This is a genomic window from Runella sp. MFBS21 (assembly GCF_029433105.1).
Classification (GTDB): domain Bacteria; phylum Bacteroidota; class Bacteroidia; order Cytophagales; family Spirosomataceae; genus Runella.
The window spans coordinates 242,696-262,009 of the sequence record NZ_JARNTW010000004.1 but is presented as its reverse complement, the minus strand read 5'-3'; the positions used below and the strand labels follow the sequence as shown (position 1 = coordinate 262,009).

Genomic DNA, 19,314 nt, shown 5'->3' with positions numbered 1-19,314 from the left:
TTCCTCCACAAAAACCGCGCCATATTTTCTCAACCTTCCCTACCGACGAGCCAAAAGTTGTCCAAACTCCTCCTGCATTTTACGATACAAACGAATTTTTGTGGGATCGGGATGATAAGTATCCGCGTATCGCACATATTGATGTACGCCACTTTCCAAAGTATCTATTTTTTTTAATGACTTCATTGCCAATAAAATAGCACCTAGACACCCACTTTCATTACTTTCATTGACTCGTACCGGAATCCCAAAAATATCCGACACCAACTGCAACCAAAATGCCGACCTTGTAAAACCACCATTGGCGTGCAATTCTTTCGTTTTAGTCAACTGCTCATCAATGATTTGGCGCGTTTGGTTGAGATTATACAAAATCCCTTCAAGGGTAGCCCTCGCCAAATGCGCTTGTGTGTGCTGCCAAGTTAAGTTTTGATAACTTCCTTTGGCGCGCGCATCCCACACAGGTGCTCGTTCTCCCAACAAATAAGGGACAAACAATAACCCGTGCGACCCTGCCGCTGCACTTTCGGCCATGCTCAATAGCTCGGCAGGATCTTTGTGAAGCAGATGCTTTGAAAGCCATTCAAGTACATTGCCACCGTTGTTGGTAGGCCCCCCTGACACGTAGTGGGTATCGTCCAACACATAGGTAAAAAGCCTTTTGTAAGGGTCTTTTGAAGGTTTGGAAGAAGTTTGCCTTACCGCTCCACTCGTCCCAATAGTTAGAGTAGAAACTCCTTTTTCCAAAGCCCCCGAACCCAAATTGGCCAAACATGCATCGCCTGCCCCAATTACAAAAGGAGTTCCAGAAGGAAGCCCTAATTTTTTGCAAAGACTAGGCTTAGTAAGCTTTTCTTGGTGATAGGTATCTACAATTTCTGATAAATAATCAGAAGAAAGACCCGCATATTGAAGCGCAAGGTCAGACCATTTGAGGCGTCGATTGTCCAAAAGAGCGGTACCAGAAGCTATCGAGTATCCAATCTGGAATTTGCCAAACAGCTTATACCAAAGGTATTCTTTTTGGGATACAAAACGATTGATATTCTGAAACGCCTGGGGTTGTTTCTCCTTGAACCACAGCATCTTGGTAAGCGGTGCATAAGGGTGTGCAGGAATCCCGATTTGTGGATAAAGTTTATTAAAAATGGGATCTTTTTTTAGGGCATCAGCTTGGGTTTTACTGCGATTGTCGGCCCAAAGCAAAGACCGCGACAATCGACGATTGTGCCCATCCAAGGCAATCACACTGTGCATCGCCGAACATAAACTAACGGCTTCTACGGAGCGATTTTGGTTGCGTAACATATCCGTTACTTGGCGAATCACATCCACAAAAAGCCCAAAAATTTCGTCGGGATTTTGCTCAACATAACCGTTTCGAGGATGATAAGTCACACAAGAGGCCGTTGATTGCGCCACTGTCTCGCCTTGCTCCGTCATCGCAATGGCTTTTACATTGGTGGTTCCAATGTCTATCCCTATCCAAACATTTTGCACAAAATTGAATAATTAAGATTTTACAAAAGTTAAGAACAAACCACAAGATACCTACTCTTCAATAGGTACGTTTCGCTTAAAAGCTGCCCCAAAATCTATCAACGATTCGGTTTTGAGAACGCCCGGAATATGGTCAATTTTTTCGTACAACACACGTCTCATGTGCTCATTGCTACGTGCCACAATCCTAATATAAAGGGTGTATTTTCCAGTAATATAATAACACTCTGTCACTTCGGGTATCAATTTCAGTTCTTCAATAATCTTCTCAGAATCAGAATCTTCCTTTAGCATAATCCCCGTAAACGCGCCCCATTCATAGCCTAGTTTGCGTTCGTTTACTACTACAGTGGTACCTTTAAGTACCCCTATTCGGCGGAGCTTTCCTACACGTTGGTGAACCATAGTATTTGAAATTCCTAAATCATCTGCAATCGCCGAATATGCTTTACGCGCATCTCGCTCTAGTTGCTTGAGAATCAAGCGGTCGTATTCATCTAAAGGCTCTTCCATAACAAACAATAAAACACAAAAATGAAAGTTAATTCTCCTTGTTTATAATCAATATTAAGTCAATAAAAATAAAATTATACTTAATAAAATAATTATAACTTATAAAGTTTTGATAAAAAGTTATTTTGCTCTTTTGAACAATAAACATTAATTACCACCTATCATGACTGCCACCGAATATACCCACTCCGACTATTTAATAAGCCTCGAACAAAACTACGGTGCTCACAATTACAAACCTGTACCTGTGGTGCTCGACCGAGGCGAGGGCATATATGTGTGGGATGTCGAAGGAAACCGTTATTTCGATTTTCTTTCGGCCTATAGTGCAGTCAATCAGGGGCATTGCCACCCACGTATTGTAGAGGCTTTGATACAGCAATCTCAAAAACTGACCCTTACTTCCCGCGCTTTTTACAACTCTGTACTAGGTGAATGTGAAAAGTTTTTGTGCGAGTACTTCGGATATGACAAAGTATTGATGATGAATTCGGGCGTAGAAGGAGGCGAAACCGCTCTTAAACTCACTCGTAAGTGGGGATATTTGGTGAAAGGTATTCCCCAAAACCAAGCCAAGACAGTCTATGCAGCAGGCAATTTTTGGGGACGAACTTTAGCGGCCATTTCCTCTTCTACAGACCCCGATAGCACCGACGACTATGGGCCATTTTTACCTGGTTACATTATCATTCCTTACAATGATTTGGTGGCTTTAGAGCAAACCTTCCAATCAGACCCCAATATTGCGGGATTTATGGTGGAGCCTATCCAAGGCGAAGCCGGGGTGGTAGTTCCTGAGGAAGGATATTTACGAGGAGTACGCGAGCTTTGTACCAAATACAATGTGCTTTTTATTGCCGACGAAGTTCAAACAGGAATTGGACGCACAGGAAAACGTCTCGCTTGCGACCACGAAGATGTCCAACCCGATATTTTGGTATTGGGCAAAGCACTCTCGGGCGGCGTGTATCCCGTATCGTGTGTACTTGCCAACGATGAAATCATGCTGACTATCAAGCCCGGACAGCACGGCTCTACTTATGGAGGCAATCCCCTCGCTGCTGCCGTAACGATGGCGGCTCTATCGGTAGTAAAGGAGGAAAAACTAGCAGAAAATGCCCAGCATTTAGGCGAAGTTTTTAGGGAAAGAATGCACCAAATTCAATCCAAAACTAGCCTTATCCAACAAGTTCGTGGCAAAGGATTGCTTAATGCCATTGTGATTAATACCGACGAAGAAAGCCCTTTAGCATGGCAGATTTGTCTGCGCCTCAAAGACCTAGGATTACTTTGTAAACAAACCCACGGCAACAAAATACGATTTGCACCGCCTTTGGTGATTACAGAAGCTCAACTCCACGAAGCCTGTGACTTAATCGAGAAAGTGATTTTAGAATTTAGTGCCTAAAATTAAGACAGGCTGGGCAAAAGCCCAACCTGTCAAAAAAGATTTTATGATTTTATAGTCTATTTATCGGTATTTACAATCGGACTTGAATACTTGACCCCATATTTTTGAAGTTGGTCGGGAGTAAGGGAGCTTATCTTATGAATCCATTCGGCAGGGACGTTGGCTAATTCGGGCAACCACCTTTTTACATATTCACCTTGGGGATCATATTTAGTAGCCTGCGTTAGAGGGTTGAAGTAGCGATTTTCACGGGGATCGTTGCCTACTCCTGCCACATAATTCCAATTCCCCCAATTGCTAGACACGTCATAATCAAGCAATTGGCTTTCAAAATAAGCCGCTCCCCAAGTCCAATCCACCCCCAAATCTTTAGCCAAAAAACTAGCTACATTCTGACGACCTCGGTTTGACATAAAACCCGTCAGCAGCAACTCACGCATATTGGCATCTACAAAAGGAACGCCCGTTTGGCCCTCTACCCACTTATCAAACACCTCACGGTCGTGACTCCAGCGCAATTCGAGGTTGTATTGAATACCACTTGGTTTGAAAAGACGTGGGCCGTATTTGAGAGCTACAAATCGGAAATAATCACGCCAAATAAGCTCAAAAATGAGCCAATATGTGGAATCGTTGGCACCACGTTCGGCTTCGTATCGCTTGATTTCTTCGTAAATCTGACGAGGTGAAACACAGCCGTAAGCCAGCCACGGTGACAATTTGGAAGAATAATCAGCACCAATCAGCCCATTGCGGGTTTCTTTGTACGTTTTGATATGGTCGGTATCCCATACATAGGATTGAAGTCGAAGGAGTGCTTCAGTTTCTCCACCCTTAAAATTGAGAACAGTCCGGGGATCCACTTCTGGGAACAACGAAAAAAGAATCAATTCATAAATCTCAGGTAATTTGCCTGTTTCTAGTCCCTCGGGTAGTTTAAATGAAATAGGTTCAGGAAAAATAGACCTAATAGTAGATTGTTTTTCAACGGCTTTTCTAAAATCCGTAAAAACGTCAGGTAAACGCGAAACCCAAAAAGGCAAGTCGCGCGGATGATAGAGAGTCGCCCCCCAAAAAACCTCAAAATCAACATTATAGACCTTTAATTTTTTAGAGAGAGAGGTTTCTACGTCGGTTTCTTCTTGGGTGGCTTCTTTACTGGTGTAGATAGCTTCTACTTCCCATTCACGGGCAAGGTCACTAATGATAGCCTCGGGCTTTCCTTGTCTTATAAGAAGATTTCCTCCTTTTTTGCGGAGATTATCACGTAAGTTTTGAACCGATTCTAGGAGAAATTTAGCTCTAAATTGACCCGTTTTAGGGAAGCCGAGCGGTTGTATCTGTTCAAATTGACGAGTATCAAAAACGTAGAGAGGTATCACTTCATCTGCGTTTTGGGTAGCTTTCAGGAAACCTTCGTTGTCGTGTAGGCGCAAATCATTGCGAAACCAATATATAATGCGTTTGGGCATGTACTTAACTTTTGTTTTTCTATGCCCAAAACTACGTTTATCCCATTTAGGTTTTGCAAAAACAGTGGTTATTATTTGATATAGAGACGTTGCATGCAGAAATTAGAGACGTTGCATGCAGAAATGTAGAGACGTTGCATGTAGAAATATAGAGACGTTGCATGCAACGTCTCTACGGCGCAAATGACAAAAACAATGCCATTCAAAAGCATTTTGGGATACAAATATTTTTTAAGGATAAAAATTTGAATTCTATTCTAAAAGAAAACAAGGGACAATTGATAAAACGTTGACCCCTTACCCTAAACTTAACTTCCCTCATACTTTCGAATAACTATATCATTTAAACCCACTCTGTGACCATTATTTTTGTGTGCCTAACCTACAAAAAACATAATTCCCAAAAAATAAGCATTATCTTTAAAATAGCGCTGTATATTATGCAAAAAAAGCCTATTTAATACGTTAAGGCTTAGCATCACACTCATATTCCAACATTTATATCTATATTTATATTATTCCCACCTAAACATAATAACACTATTTCTTTTTATTTTAATATGCCAAACAATAGATGGGTTATTATCCCAAAATGACATTTTTGATTTTAAAAGTTTTGTTCCGTACTTTTACTTATTATCCTAACGAACTCGTTTACAGTATCTTTTGCTGCTAGCCTCTCCCACCTCAATAGATTGTATTTCTAAAAGCTTTTAAAATGGCACGGTTCGTGTTTTAGAGGATATGTATGCTACCCCAAATCTAGGAATAGTGATGTCGTATCAGAGGCTGCTACTTAGTTTTTTTGTTGTTTGGTTAGTGCTGATAATTCCAGCATGGAGTGTTACGTCTGATTCCACCAATCAGCAAAAAGCGTTGGGAATAGAACCTACTATCGCTTTAGCAAAACGCCCATCACCACCTGCGATTGTGGCTCCAAAAAATATCGCTCCTCGCCTTACCGATAAACGCTTCAAACAACTCAATAACGGGGGGGTACAGCAAGCTTATCAGATGAAATATCACACGGCACACTCACTTTTCTTACAAGCCGATGAAATGTCGCCGCACAATGATACCTTGCTTTATAACTTATCATTGGTAACAGGTCTGATGAAAAATTACGATGCAGCCCTCGAACTTATGAGCCAAACTGGCGTTGGCAAGAAGTATCTGCACAATAAAGGTGTATGGGAAGCCCAAAAAGGTCAACTCCAAGAAAGTTTGACTACTTGGGGATTTGCACATCCTACTGATACTCTTTGCTTTAATGTGGCTTTGGCCAATTACCGGTTGGGAGATTTGCAAGAAGCACAAAACTGGGGGAAAAGGTTTGGTTTTGCCAAAGCTGCCGAGTTTCACGAGCTCATCGCCAACGTATCGTTCAGATTAGGAGAGTACAAGCAAGCTGAAAAACTCTACGAAAAAGCCGAAAAATTTGCAAATCGTACTGGAAAACGTGCCGCCGGGCCACGTCTATTGATACAGCGTGGCAACGCTCATTTGGCTCAACACGAATACGACAAAGCTGAACTTCTATATAGAGAATACTTATCTACCAAAGACCCTTTCTATCGCTATTCGGCGCATTTGGGCTTGGGTCATGCCCTCTATCGACAACGTAAATACCAGCTTGCCGTCTTAGAATATGACGCAGCTTGTCGTACCAACGGCACTGCCGAAGCTTGGCTTGGGCTAGGCTTTGCTTATGTAGGAACCAACGGTCAACGACAAGCTCAGAAAGCCTTTGAACGCTCACTGGATTTGGACTCTACTCAAAAAAGTGCGTGGCTGGGTCTAGGAATGGTATATTATCGCTTGCGCAATTTTGGGGAAGCGGTATCTTGTTTTGACCAAGCAGGTGATATTCTTAGCGACCGTAATCGCAATCATGCGGATTTGTTTGCAGCAAGAGCCTTTTGTCGATTATATACCAATCAATCCAAACTTGCCAAAGAGGACGTACAGACCGCTGTCAGGTTGTCGGGCAAAGGCCTTTTGCCTTGTTTGGCAATGAGCGAATATTTACGCATCGAAGGTTATTTTTTATCATCACTCAAATGGCTTGAAAGAGGCATCAAAGCCAACGAAGAAGCAAGTGCCCGGATGCTCGTCAATCGAGGTAATATCTACCTCAAATGTCTTGAATACGAAGATGCAATGGCCGATTTTGAGAAAGCACATAGCCTCGACCCTAGCAACATCAACGCTTCCAACGGCTTAGCGATTTCGTATCTCAACATGGACGACATAGACCGCGCCAAAGTACTTTATGACAGCCTACTACGCAAAAAAAGCGTAGCAATGCTGCACAACAACCGTGGGATTGTACGCTCGTATATGTCGCTCCGCGAACGCCATCAGCGCAACCAAGCCGAAGAAGCCAAATATTCAACGCTTTCGATGCAAGATTTTGAAAAAGGATTGGAAGTAGATTCAACCAAAAAAGCCTATCATGTCAATATTGGCAATGTATACAAAAACCGAAAAGAAGAAGCAGCGGCGATTGAGCACTATCAGCTTTATTTGAGCAAGCACGCTATCAACAATATGGGGGTACTTTTTGGCAACGAAGAACGAAAAGATTTTGCTACCCACTATCTCGATATTGCGATTAGTTATGACACTGCCAACACCATTTATCTCTATAATCGCGCCAAGCTTTACCACGATCACTACAAAGATAAGTTTATCCGTAGACCCGACTTACAGCGAGCTTTCAAATTGATGCCGACCAAAGATATCAGCCTAAAGTACAGTCCCGACGGCTACGTTACTATCTTCTTGTTTGATTACGACTTTGAGACTTATCATTTTCCTGGCGACCCGCTTTTTGACATCAAAGCCAATCCCATAGATGATTTTGTATTTTTGCCTTCTTTGGATTTTATCCCGATGGAAGGGGGCGGGAATGTATTTGCAAAAAATGGCAATGGACGCTACGCTACCTCCAAAAATCAGCTACGCTTTCGGCCCGCTTCGCGCCGAAGTAGAGGTAAAACCCAATGCCCCAAAATCTAATTTATTCCCAAGATATTTTTCCCAATGAATGTACTTGGCGTGTTTGAAGTATCTTATAAAGCGCTGGGTATTTGTAATTAAGCTTAAAAAAAGCTTGCGACTCAATTTTTATGTACTCTGGTAATACCCCAAAAGTATCAGAAGGAATTAAAACTTCTATGCGTCCTGTGGGGATATGGCGGCTATCGAGGGTAGTAGCAACGGCAAACAAACACTCAATCTCATCGCTCCCAAATCGTCCAGTATACGCCAACAATTGCGAAAAAAAAGCTTCGTCATCATTGACAGCAAACACATTGATAGCCAAAGTAGTATTATTAAAATAGGTCCCAATTGCCCTAAAAATTCCATTCAACGAGCGAATAATCACCCGGCCATCAACGCCAATATTGACCAAATCTTTCACGATGATTTTGCGTTCATCGTCAAAATAATACCGTTCGTATTTACCACTTAAATGACTTATACTTTGACTTTGACTCAATACAAAATTGTCTTGTGCTTTTTCAAATACGGCAGGCGTATCGGTACTAAACACATAATCTTCAATATCGCTTGGCATTGGCAATTGCTGGCGACGCTTCTTTACATTAATCGCATTCTTCAGCACAGGAATCATTTCTTTTTTCATGGTTACAAAAATCAAGGGTAAACATCAAAAAAACCATTACCAAAACCATACCAATGTTCGACATATTACGAAACAATCATCGTAAGTATTTTTAAAACAAATTAAAAGATATAAATACACTCAGCATTCATGAGGCTTTTAGTCCAATTTTTTCAGACTAGGAGAGAGGGCCGCTTGAGGGGGAGTCAGCCATGATCCAACAAGCATCCCCAATAAACTGGCAAATGTACCATAAAGAAGAGCCGGAAAAGTAGTTTCCCAAACAAACTCACATAGTACCCATACACCTAGCCCCAGAATCATAGAAGCCAAGCATCCGGCTTTGTTGGCTCGTTTCCAGTATAATCCTAAAGTCAGCGGTACAAATAGTGACACCAAACTGAAAGCCGATGATTCGCCTACCAACTCAAAAATATCTTGGCGAGAGCGTGCCATCCAAATCGACGATAAAGTCACCAACACTACCCCTCCTCTTATCACTAAAAGCAACTTGGCATCGGGAAGTTTGGGAAAGTAGGGTTTGACTAAGTTTTCACCTAAAACCGCCGCAGGTGCCAAAATAGCGCCACTACTCGTACTCAACAAAGCCGAAATCAACGCCCCAAAAAACAAAATCTGTATCCACATGGGAGCGTGTTGAAGTACCATATTAGGAATAATCATTTTGGTATCGCCTTGCATAAGTTGAGGATAAAGCGACTTAGAAGCCAGCGCAATAAAAAGAGGCATTAGTGCCACCGTAAGGTACAAAACCCCTGCCCAAATCGATGATTTCACGGCAGTTTCGGCGTCTTTGGAAGCCATTACTCTTTGAAAAATATCTTGCTGAGGAATAGACCCCAATCCTATCGTAATCCACGCCGCCAAATACTCCGCATAGCTTTGCAGGCTGTGTTCTTTAGGCACCATTCTAAAAAAACCTTCGGGTTGCTGTGCCAAAACGGGTTCAATGCCCCCTGTTTTGGTAAACAATATCACCGCTAATACCACCAGTCCAATAATCAAAATGATATTGTGCAAAAAATCAGTAATGGAGATAGACCACATGCCTCCCGTCAGAGTATAAACCATGACCATCAAGGCCCCTACCCAAATTCCAGTGGCTAAAGGCAACCCAAAAATAACTTGCCCTACTATGCCCATTGCCACAAACTGCGCTGCTATCCACCCAAAATACGAAGGAATAATCATCGCGGCAGAGACAAATTCGGCGGTTTTACCAAAACGTATCAAAAAGAAATCACAAAAGGTGATGATGTTCCAACGATAAAAAGTACGGGCAAAAAATACTCCCACCAACACTAAGCACAAGGCTGCCCCAAAAGGCTCTTCGATGACACTCAAAAATCCTCCTTCCAAAAAATGAGAAGGTGAACCCATCATAGTTTCGGAGCCAAACCACGTAGCAAAAGTAACCATCGTAGCCAAAGCCATGGGCAACCGCCGCCCTGCCAATACAAAATCTTCGGTGTTGTGAATTCGTTTGGAGGCCCAAAGGCCTACTCCTAAGTTGATAAGAAGATAAAAACAAATCGCAAAAATGAGCATAGAAGAATGTAAATTAGGGGTTGTCAAAAATAAATCCTTTTGCGAACTTTGACAAAGTTTATCTATTTGTCGGTCAGGGAGTTGTTTTGGATACTTATTATCTCTGACTTCTTTTTTATCCCAATCCCCACTGTATGCAACGCGAACTAGACAACTGGTATAGCCCCAACCTCCAGAAACACACCGAAATAGCGGTTTATGGCCATTATGGTTTTGGGCTTTTGATGATTCCAACTGCGGCCTCAGACTACTTAGAGTATGAGCGCCAACACCTCATTGATAGTATTAGTCAATATATCGATGGAGGTAAAGTAAAGGTGTTTTGTGTCAACAGTATCAATACTGAAAGCTGGATGAACCCTCACATGGGCGGACATGCCAAAGGTATTCGGCACCAGCAATTCAACGAGTACATTTATAATGAGGTCGTCCCTTATATCAAAAGCCAAACTAGTTCCGAAACTCCTATCATTGCGGCAGGCGCTTCTTTTGGGGCTTTACATTCGGCCAACTTGTTTTTCCGACGTCCCGATTTAATCAACGGCGTCATCGCTATGAGTGGCTGTTATGACCTTACTGCTTACACCAAGGGACATTATGACGACAATGTGTACTTCAATTCCCCCGTGCATTACTTACGCAACTTACACGATGAAGCGTATTTGTCTAAATACAGAGCCAGCAAGCATATTCACCTTTTGAGTGGTTCGGGTAGCTACGAAGCCCCCGATGCCTCGCGTCTTTTGTCGAGTATTCTTCACTCCAAATCCATACCACATGAGTTGGATATTTGGGGACATGATATTCCACATGATTGGCCGACTTGGCACAAAATGCTCCCCTATTATCTCGAAACGAGGTTTTGATCATAGCCGATTTTAAAAATAGTGCTGACCCACTTAAGGAGACTGCAACACCCTCTAGCGTAGATGCGTAAAGTATAGTCGGACATCCCTTCCTAAACCTCAACATACACTATGAAAAGGTATTTTACCCTACTCGTAATTGTCTTGCATCTTTCATTATGTGTATATAGTCAACAAGTAGATTGTACCAACATTGGTTTTGAAACAGGTGGCTCCTTAGGATGGGCACTTACCAATGGTTCCCTTAACTCATCTAATGAGAAAGTTAATTTTATCAATGAAGTTACAGGTACTGTCAACAACCGCCATTATATCACCCAAATCAGTGATGGAGCTGACCCAAAAGTTACTGCCGAAAAAATCCCCATGGTAGCTCCTGGAAGTACCCGTTCTATTCGAATCGGAAATACCGTACAGGGCGGTACTTTTGACCGTATCAAGACTTCATTTGTGGTCAATCCCGAAAGACCCATATTTCAATACCAATTTGCAGTAGTGCTACAAAACGACAGTCGGCATGAAGATTATCAAAAAGCAGGATTTAACATTCTGATTTCTGATAGCAACGGGCAACCTCTGGCGTGTAATGCTTTTAGTGCACAACTCCAAAAGGGCGGTATTATCGAAGGCTTTAAAAAACAAGGCGATATAGAGTATCGAAATTGGAGTACGGGTGCCATTGATTTGCGCAATTACATCGGCCGCACTATCAATGTGGAAGTGACTGCCCATGGGTGTACCGAAATGCGGCACTATGGGTATGCTTATTTTGATGCACAATGTCTCAAAGCAGAAATCAAACCGACCTCACTTTGTCCTGATGAAGAAGGTTATATGACCGTAAAAGCTCCCGACGGTTTTGGAAATTATACTTGGCAAGATGGACAAACCCAATCCACAGTACGGATTAAAGCTAATTTAGGAGATGTATATTCAGTCAAAATCTCACCCCTCGACAAGCTCAATGAATCCTGTCAATTTCAGCTAGATTATCAAGTAAAGTTTTATCAAGCCGATACCACTATCAACCTTACTCTCTGTGAAGGTGAATCTTACAGTGTTGACAATAGAGTGTACAACACTACCGGAAATTATGTAAATACCATCCGCCGTGCCAATGTATGCGACAGTACAATCAGACTCAATCTAAAAATTATCCCCACGGCACGACATTCTCAATCTTTTACAATTTGTGAAGGGCAAAACATACGAGTGGGTGATTCTACCTATGTAAAAACGGGTACTTATATTAATTCTATCCGACGAGCGTCGGGCTGTGATAGTATCATAACCACTACACTTTTAGTAGAAAAAATGCAGTCCATCGTACCACCGCCTCAGACGGTTGTGCAAGGAGATAGTGTTTTGCTCGAAACAAGTATTGAACCGTCAGGATATTTTACTACCCAATGGAGCCCTCCTACGGGGCTTTCATGCCCTACTTGCAATACCACTTGGGCACATCCCACGTCTAGTACTACTTATACAGTTTTATTCAAAAATGAAAGTCAGATTTGCCAACAAACCCAGAAAGTCGTAATATCAGTACTGCCCTGCAATATTTATATCCCCGAAGTATTTTCGCCCAACAATGACCAAAAAAACGATGTGTTTTTTGTGTATGGCAATACTTGTGTCAAAATCATCAAAGAAATGATTATTTATAACCGTTGGGGAGAAACCGTCTTTAAGGCCGAAAACTTTCCATTTTCCGACCCTAGTTATGGCTGGAATGGTCAGTATTTGGGAAAGATACTAGAAGGAGTATATGCTTACAAAATCTTGGTAGAATTCAGAAACGGCGAAACGAATCTGTACCGAGGAGCGGTAGCGTTGGTTCCCTAGCATTATCTTTGCTCGCTCAATCCAAATTTTTATACTTTGATTTGAATATTCCCCAAAACCCCATTGGTTACCTACCTTCTCTGACTGGTTTAAGAGCGGTAGCGGCCACATTGGTATATATTCATCATTACAATCCTTTTCTTCCCAATACGTGGCTACATCGTATCGCGCAAGAAGGATACATAGGCGTTACTTTATTTTTTGTACTGAGCGGCTTTGTCATTACGTGGAATTATGCCTCACGATGGCAGCCTTCAACCTTCTCTTTACGAGATTTTTATGTGAGTCGTTTCGCCCGTATTTTCCCATTGTATTGGGTATTACTATTATTGCTTTATACAATTCTTATTTTCAAAAACGGATCCACTATTCTCTCGTGGTCAGACTTCTTGACTCATGTTTTTCTCATTAAAGGATGGTTTCCTACTCTAGCATTTAAAGGAATCTCACAAAGCTGGTCACTGACGGTAGAAATAGGATTTTATGTACTTGCGCCGTGGTGGATTCGGACAATCGCTCACCAAAAATGGATAAAACTTCTTGGGCTTTTTGCGTTTTTTTTGATTTCTCTCTTCGTATTTTACTCTCCAAATCTCGCTTTTGGGAGTTTTTATACGCTGCTAGGGCGCTTTTTTGAATTTAGCGTAGGAATCTTCATAGCCTTGTATTGCCGCAATGCCTCCACTTCTCGTCAACCAAAATATGCCACTATTTGGGGAGTTTTATTGTCTATGGCCATCGTAGGCCTTTATGTTATGGCGATTGATGAATATCATTTCCCTGCTTTTCAGGTTGAATGGCTTCTCTACAATATATGCTTACCGTTGAGCCTAGGGCTTCTTCTCATAGGACTAGTAAAAGAAGCCACCCTTCTTTATAAGTTGCTTTCTCACAAATGGTTTGTGCTATTTGGCAAAGCGTCTTACGCTTTTTATCTTATCCATTTGGGGCCTTTTCCAGTAATGATACAACGTTTTTTCACTACCCAAAAACTAGGGCAATTTATCATCCTCTGGATGTTGGCGATGGCTTTCTATTTTTTTGTTGAAAAACCATTACAGTGCACAATCACCAAACACACAAAATCACCTGATTAACAACAACTTACCAGACATTTTCACTCCTTCTTCTAGTGATAGTTCTTGGAAATCTTTTTGAACCAGCAACCTATAAAAATACGCCCCCGAAGGATACGCTACGGCATCATCCCATATCCATTCGTTGACTCCAATTCTGGGTACTATTGATATGTTTTTGATAATACGTCCGTTTATGTCTGTAATAGAAAGAGAGGCCTTATCGGGAGCTTGCTGCCCTGTAACCGTAAACGAAAACCGCACTAAACTGCTTGCAGGATTAGGGGTGGTCGAAACGGCCACTATTTTTTGTTGATTGATGACCCTGAAAGCAATTTCATAAACACCCGTTGGATTGCTAGACGCGTCAGCACCTTGTACTCTTAACCGATACAGTCCATCTGGCAAAACACCTGGTCGGTAAGATACAGTGTACAAATTTTGGGCATTGGCAGGAGTAAATTTCAGGACCTTGTTATCAAAAGCGATACGTTGAAAATCTGGCGCATTGGGTCTTTGTAAAAATACATTAATGCCTATGGTATCATTTTTAAACAAAAAACGATTTTCATCCTTCATCTGCATCAAAATCAAGGGATTGGCCGACACAATTTCTTCATTACGAATACGCTGCCCGTCAAATACTACATCTAGCACCGGGGGCGTTCGATCAGGTATCACAGTGATCGGCAGGTTGATAACATTGTTGGAATAACTTTGCTCAGGCTGGCGTCGTGGATTAAAATTGACCAACAGTCGATTGTCTCCACTGCGCCCTATGGTCGGCAACACAATGTCATACCCTACTTCTTCATTAGGGGATAAACGTGCCAGTTTTCGTTCGCTGACTTGAGGAGCACCTTTAGGGCCAAAGAGCGTTTGATGTACAATGACCGAATCCTGAAAAGCAACCTTTGAGATATTTTTAAAAGTTACTTTGACCGTCATTGTTTCTCCTTCTTGCTTCTCAATAGTTCCGTTGAGATTGGCAGAAGCGGCGCCTTCGGCTACTGAGGTGTAATTGATCCCCCAATTTTGTAGCTGTGCGGGCAATGGTGCCGATAAGTCCTCATCTTCCAAATCCAATTTGAGCCTTAAAAACGGAAAGCGAGTAGCATCTATCTGAGTCAAATCCACGCTATAAGCTCCTTGCGAAAGGGGCAAGACCGTCTCTTTACCTTCTAAGTCTAGGCCTATTATTTGCAGCGATGCTCGATGCCGTTGAGGAAGCAATTTGAGATGATACTTCAGAGAACTCCAGTTTTTGGCTGGGCCAATTAATGAAGACACAATCGAGCCACGAGACTTTGTACTTTTTAAGGTATAATTGTCCAAAGAAAGCGCACGTAAAGAAGGAGCGATTTCGTTGGGATCAACCGATAGTTCGAGGGCTGGTTTTTTACTTCCTTTTTGGAATATAAACATCGAAGGGTTTCTCAACTTAGCTAGGTTTTCGTCTGTCCAGCCAAGTTCTATTAACTTCGCAATTTCGGAAGCGGGCCATAGATTAAACTGAACCGCTCCCACGGTCATCATCACAATCCAATCTCCCTCTGGCACAGCATCAAGCCAACGGCTAAAAAGTTGATTAGAAATAATATTTGCTTGACGCAGGGTATTCATAGCATAAGGGGGATTGCCACAGTTGAGCTGCGGCATCACTGAATATGCCTGAAGGTTATCTTTTCGAAGAGCAGTCATCACCATGTTTGCTTCTGCATTGGAACCTTGAAAAGTGGTGCAATTTCCGTCTGCAACAAACAAAATATCACTAATCGAAAGTTGAGATACCCTATACCCTTGATTGAATCCTCCTACGGAGTTTCCTGCCACCACGGCTTTGATGGGAGCAGACAAAGAGCTAAAACTCCAAGTAGGATTAGACGCCACCGACAAATTCACATCCAACGGTGTTGCTTTTATAAATTGAGACGGCTGGCGTTGAGTCCAGCCTTCTCCACCATTGTATATATACGTAAATGAACTTCCACTCCATACATTGTCAGAAGCTGATGAAACATCGGCATATCTTACACGCCAATAATAAGTAGTAGAGTCGCGTGTCAAAAGTGGTGGATTCCATGACGGCAAGAGTGCGGCAGTCACCGTTTGTGATTTTTTGAAGGGGCTATCAAATCGAGCTGTGGTATCTAATTCAAAAACATAATTGCGAGTGGTATTCTCTATTTGCTGGGCTACAAGCTGAACTTGAGGTTGAGCATTTTGTGAAGTAGAAACAATGCTGTATTCTGCTGGAAACAATGGATACGCCCCCACTGCTGGAAGCGTCACTTCAATAGCAGCGGTATTGTTGGGCTTATCCATTTCTGACAAAGTTCCTTCTGGGTCTATCACCACCTCAAAACGGTTGAGGCCACTTTGAGTGCGTTCGTGCGGAATATACATATTCAGCGTATCTTGATAAGCTACCGCCGGATACACAGTATCAAAAACCCTTACGGCTCCGTCGCGAGTAGTCCGCAAAAGACGAATAGGCAGATTTTCTTTTCGATATATGCCAAGATTAGACACCACCATTTGCACTTTGAGCGAATCGCTCAGCGCTCCTACGGCACCTCCGTTTTTATCTCTGATACCGATACCTTGACTATTGAGGGTATAATCGGGGTGCTTGGTGGGAAAAAGTATGATAGCAGGGTCACCCTGTAAACTCATCTGCTGGGCATCCACCTGATAAATGGGGTCGTTGGGATACTTTGCGAGGGTTTTACGAATCACTTGCTGATGAACCTCACCAAAAGGTCGGTTTAAAAATGTAGTATCTCCCAGAAAGGTATCGTAAAAAGTATTTGCAAAATCCCTTAGTGAATACACAAAAGCTAGGTTAGAATGCGCTAAAAACAGAATAGCCCCTCTCTCCTTAGTTCCAATCCAGTCGATTGGGAAGGTATTTTCGGTAAAAGTAAAATTTCCAAGTACGCAACCATTGGCATACACCAACGGATAACGTCCTTTGTTTCTGAATCCCAACACATCGTTTGATACATTTCCTATGTTGATGTCTGTTACGCTCAAGCTTGAATGCCCAAAAAGCGTAATCAATCCCGCCCCTTCGTTTACTTCATTGGCAATACCCACATACTCTACTGCCTCATCCGTTTTTTTGGTGATGGTAGTCACACGTGCGCCTAAGTATTCTTGTTGGGCTTTTTGCTTAAACCCATTCATGATTTGCAGAAATTGCCCTTGTTCAAAGGAATCTGTCCCCCCACTGAGGTGCAAAATATTTTTGCGCCAGAGGGCATTCATGGGGGTAGCTTCGTGGAGTTTTACTTTTTCTAAATAATCCAACACTACTTGCGGCGATGCCGTCCATAATCGCCCCGTAGGAATACCAGCCACCAGAGGAGCTTGCCCTTTCAAACCATGAGAAAAGAGGTTGTCTGACCCTGGCCACCCAAAAGTCGGCACCATATCTCGGGTAGTTCGCCAGCTTTGACTTCGGTTGAGGTCCACTTGCTCGGTACGTCCGATGATAAACAAGAAGCGGGGGTTTCCTTTATCGGCCATATACTGCACAAACCGCCGAATAGCCAAAGGGCTAAATTCCCCATAGTTGAATTGATTGATGAGCAAACCCATATCTACCGTCAGGGTGTCATATCCACCACCACTAGGAGAAGCCCGATAGCCCGCAAACTGCTTCGCTGCCGTCGCTAAAGATTGATGAGTCACCAGCAGGTAAGTGGCTTTGGCAGGGTCGATAGTCCTAAATCCAATCCGCTGAATACTGGGGACTGATAAGATTTCACGGGTTGCAAAAAGTGTTTGGGAGCTAGCAGTACCCCGCACTATGGCCTTGAGAGTATTGTTCTGAAAAGTGGTTCCTACCCTTATGAGATTATTTGGGTCGGTGACATCAAACAACCTCACCTGAGCCGTAGCGTTAGGAATCTCAACATAAGATTTGCCATTATTGGCAGACAACAAATAAAAACTCTTGTGGGTTTTATTGCCAAAATCAAACCGTTGAGGATAACGTACTCGATAATATGTAATACTATACACATCATCGGGTTGATTGGGCGTAACCCCACGCGACACCGTCGCCACTGATACATAATTACTATCCACTGACACATCTGCCAAATCAATATCTTTTCGGAAAAGAGTCGAATACTGAAAATTAAACCGCAAAGTGTCTAAGAGTTTGTTGGCAACACTTCCAGGCCCTACTTTTACTTCTATAAGATGCTGCCGATGGTCGCGCCCCATCACATGCAGTTCGAGCTGTGGCTTAGTGCCATTTCGGAGTAGATTTTCAAGGGTTAACTTTTTAGTTACCACCGCATTTTTGTAAAGTTCTACTCCCGACCATCCTTCACCATAATCATAATAAGAGTGCTGTGCCCCTACCGATGCTCCTAAAGGATAGATAAGTCCTTCTGACATTCCCACGTAAGAATAACTCGCAATATTTGACACCCACAAATCTTCCAAGTGATAGCTTTCAGGGGTAAGGTTGGCTGTATTTTGCTCCTCATAAAACCCCATTCGCTTGCCGGCTTGCGTATCCAGTCTCCAAGTCAGGAAATAAGCCGTGGTATCACTGTACAAATTATAGATTTTGTGCGGCTGCGCACTATGAGGAATATACAGCAGAGAATCTTGCGTACCGTCGTTGGCCTGCCCATAAAACTCAATAAAATCAGCGTCATCAAAACGCCCGTCGGCTTCTCCTTCAATATAAATGGCTTGTTCTTCACCCCTAAAAAACATTTGTATTTGTTGGGGATTAACAGCAGTTATGGGCACGCCTGCTTGTCTCAACTCAGCAGATGTCAGGCGATACAATCCTTTTTTAGCAATAGGAATCTTAAAGTAAGTTTGTTGGGGATTGAGCCATTCGTTACCATACCGAACCTGCGAAAAGAGAGAGGTAAAAGAAAGAGAGAACCAAATAAAAAATAAGACCGCTAACCGAACTCGCATTTGACTTTATTTTACTGATTTGAAAATGCAATTTAGCCACATGCCTAAGAAATGGCAAATTTGGCCCAAAATTGATAGGTATTAGACTAGTTTGTTTCATCTCCATACAAAGCCACTAATTGACATATTTTTTTAAATAAAATAAAACTTCCTAATCAGACAAAAAAATAAAAATAAATTACCGTTTAAGAATATTTTTTCATTGATAAATTTCTCTTCTACCCCCTACTTCCCTAGTTGTTTTGCGGGCAAACTCTGCATTTAACTGTATTTACTTCCTCAAGAAGGAGTCAACTTTTTCAAAAACAATAATATCCCAAACATTCAATTATTCTTCTTCATTTTTGGCTTGATTATTGTTTTTATAAAATCTCCTCAAAAAACATTTTAAAAATTTAACTTTTCCAATAAAAAATTGACAATATCCCTTTTGTAAGACAGAAAAGTCCAAATGGTATACATTTTGCATTATAAAGGG

The 19,314-nt window shown here is 42.1% G+C and carries 11 protein-coding genes; 5 read left to right on the top strand and 6 right to left on the bottom strand.

Annotated features, from left to right (window positions below):
- Nucleotides 1–39 precede the first annotated feature (39 nt).
- Nucleotides 40–1,500, bottom strand: a complete 1,461-nt coding sequence (locus P1X15_RS11490) for a gluconokinase (protein WP_277338266.1) — start codon at nt 1,498–1,500, stop codon at nt 40–42.
- A 51-nt stretch (nt 1,501–1,551) separates the two neighbouring features.
- On the bottom strand, nt 1,552–2,013 hold the full coding sequence (locus tag P1X15_RS11485; protein ID WP_277338265.1) for an Lrp/AsnC family transcriptional regulator: 462 nt from the start codon (nt 2,011–2,013) through the stop codon (nt 1,552–1,554).
- A 163-nt stretch (nt 2,014–2,176) separates the two neighbouring features.
- Here P1X15_RS11485 and rocD point away from each other — a divergent pair, with 163 nt between their 5' ends.
- Nucleotides 2,177–3,421 (top strand): ornithine--oxo-acid transaminase, encoded by a 1,245-nt coding sequence (gene rocD, locus P1X15_RS11480; RefSeq protein WP_277338264.1) that lies wholly within the window; start codon nt 2,177–2,179, stop codon nt 3,419–3,421.
- A 59-nt stretch (nt 3,422–3,480) separates the two neighbouring features.
- On the opposite strand, the gene P1X15_RS11475 is transcribed toward rocD, so the two are convergent.
- Nucleotides 3,481–4,896, bottom strand: a complete 1,416-nt coding sequence (locus P1X15_RS11475) for a DASH family cryptochrome (RefSeq protein WP_277338263.1) — start codon at nt 4,894–4,896, stop codon at nt 3,481–3,483.
- 774 nt (nt 4,897–5,670) lie between these two features.
- On the opposite strand from P1X15_RS11475, the gene P1X15_RS11470 reads away from it, so the two are divergent.
- On the top strand, nt 5,671–7,917 hold the full coding sequence (locus P1X15_RS11470; protein ID WP_277338262.1) for a tetratricopeptide repeat protein: 2,247 nt from the start codon (nt 5,671–5,673) through the stop codon (nt 7,915–7,917).
- Between the two features lies 1 nt (nt 7,918).
- Here P1X15_RS11470 and P1X15_RS11465 read toward each other — a convergent pair whose 3' ends face one another.
- Both P1X15_RS11465 and P1X15_RS11460 read right to left on the bottom strand, forming a co-directional pair.
- On the bottom strand, nt 7,919–8,548 hold the full coding sequence (locus tag P1X15_RS11465; RefSeq protein ID WP_277338261.1) for a hypothetical protein: 630 nt from the start codon (nt 8,546–8,548) through the stop codon (nt 7,919–7,921).
- A gap of 138 nt (nt 8,549–8,686) precedes the next feature.
- A complete protein-coding gene (locus tag P1X15_RS11460) occupies nt 8,687–10,096 on the bottom strand; it encodes a sodium:solute symporter family protein (protein WP_277338542.1) in 1,410 nt (469 codons plus the stop codon).
- Nucleotides 10,097–10,230: 134 nt separating this feature from the next.
- Here P1X15_RS11460 and P1X15_RS11455 point away from each other — a divergent pair, with 134 nt between their 5' ends.
- From P1X15_RS11455 to P1X15_RS11445, 3 genes are all read left to right on the top strand, one after another.
- A complete protein-coding gene (locus P1X15_RS11455; protein ID WP_277338260.1) occupies nt 10,231–10,962 on the top strand; it encodes an esterase family protein in 732 nt (243 codons plus the stop codon).
- A 111-nt stretch (nt 10,963–11,073) separates the two neighbouring features.
- Complete coding sequence (locus P1X15_RS11450; protein WP_277338259.1) at nt 11,074–12,807, top strand: gliding motility-associated C-terminal domain-containing protein; 1,734 nt, start codon at nt 11,074–11,076, stop codon at nt 12,805–12,807.
- 41 nt (nt 12,808–12,848) lie between these two features.
- Nucleotides 12,849–13,904, top strand: a complete 1,056-nt coding sequence (locus P1X15_RS11445; protein ID WP_277338258.1) for an acyltransferase — start codon at nt 12,849–12,851, stop codon at nt 13,902–13,904.
- Here the strand turns inward: P1X15_RS11445 and P1X15_RS11440 are convergent.
- Complete coding sequence (locus tag P1X15_RS11440) at nt 13,893–18,836, bottom strand: C25 family cysteine peptidase (protein WP_277338257.1); 4,944 nt, start codon at nt 18,834–18,836, stop codon at nt 13,893–13,895. The genes P1X15_RS11445 and P1X15_RS11440 overlap by 12 nt on opposite strands.
- Between the last annotated feature and the right edge of the window lie 478 nt (nt 18,837–19,314).

Bases quoted from the DNA above. Each gene is read 5' to 3' on its own strand.
- P1X15_RS11485 (WP_277338265.1), bottom strand. From the start codon at position 2,013: ATGGAAGAGCCTTTAGATGAATACGACCGCTTGATTCTCAAGCAACTA.
- rocD (WP_277338264.1), top strand. From the start codon at position 2,177: ATGACTGCCACCGAATATACCCACTCCGACTATTTAATAAGCCTCGAA.
- P1X15_RS11475 (WP_277338263.1), bottom strand. From the start codon at position 4,896: ATGCCCAAACGCATTATATATTGGTTTCGCAATGATTTGCGCCTACAC.
- P1X15_RS11470 (WP_277338262.1), top strand. From the start codon at position 5,671: ATGTCGTATCAGAGGCTGCTACTTAGTTTTTTTGTTGTTTGGTTAGTG.
- P1X15_RS11465 (WP_277338261.1), bottom strand. From the start codon at position 8,548: ATGAAAAAAGAAATGATTCCTGTGCTGAAGAATGCGATTAATGTAAAG.
- P1X15_RS11460 (WP_277338542.1), bottom strand. From the start codon at position 10,096: ATGCTCATTTTTGCGATTTGTTTTTATCTTCTTATCAACTTAGGAGTA.
- P1X15_RS11455 (WP_277338260.1), top strand. From the start codon at position 10,231: ATGCAACGCGAACTAGACAACTGGTATAGCCCCAACCTCCAGAAACAC.
- P1X15_RS11450 (WP_277338259.1), top strand. From the start codon at position 11,074: ATGAAAAGGTATTTTACCCTACTCGTAATTGTCTTGCATCTTTCATTA.
- P1X15_RS11440 (WP_277338257.1), bottom strand. From the start codon at position 18,836: ATGCGAGTTCGGTTAGCGGTCTTATTTTTTATTTGGTTCTCTCTTTCT.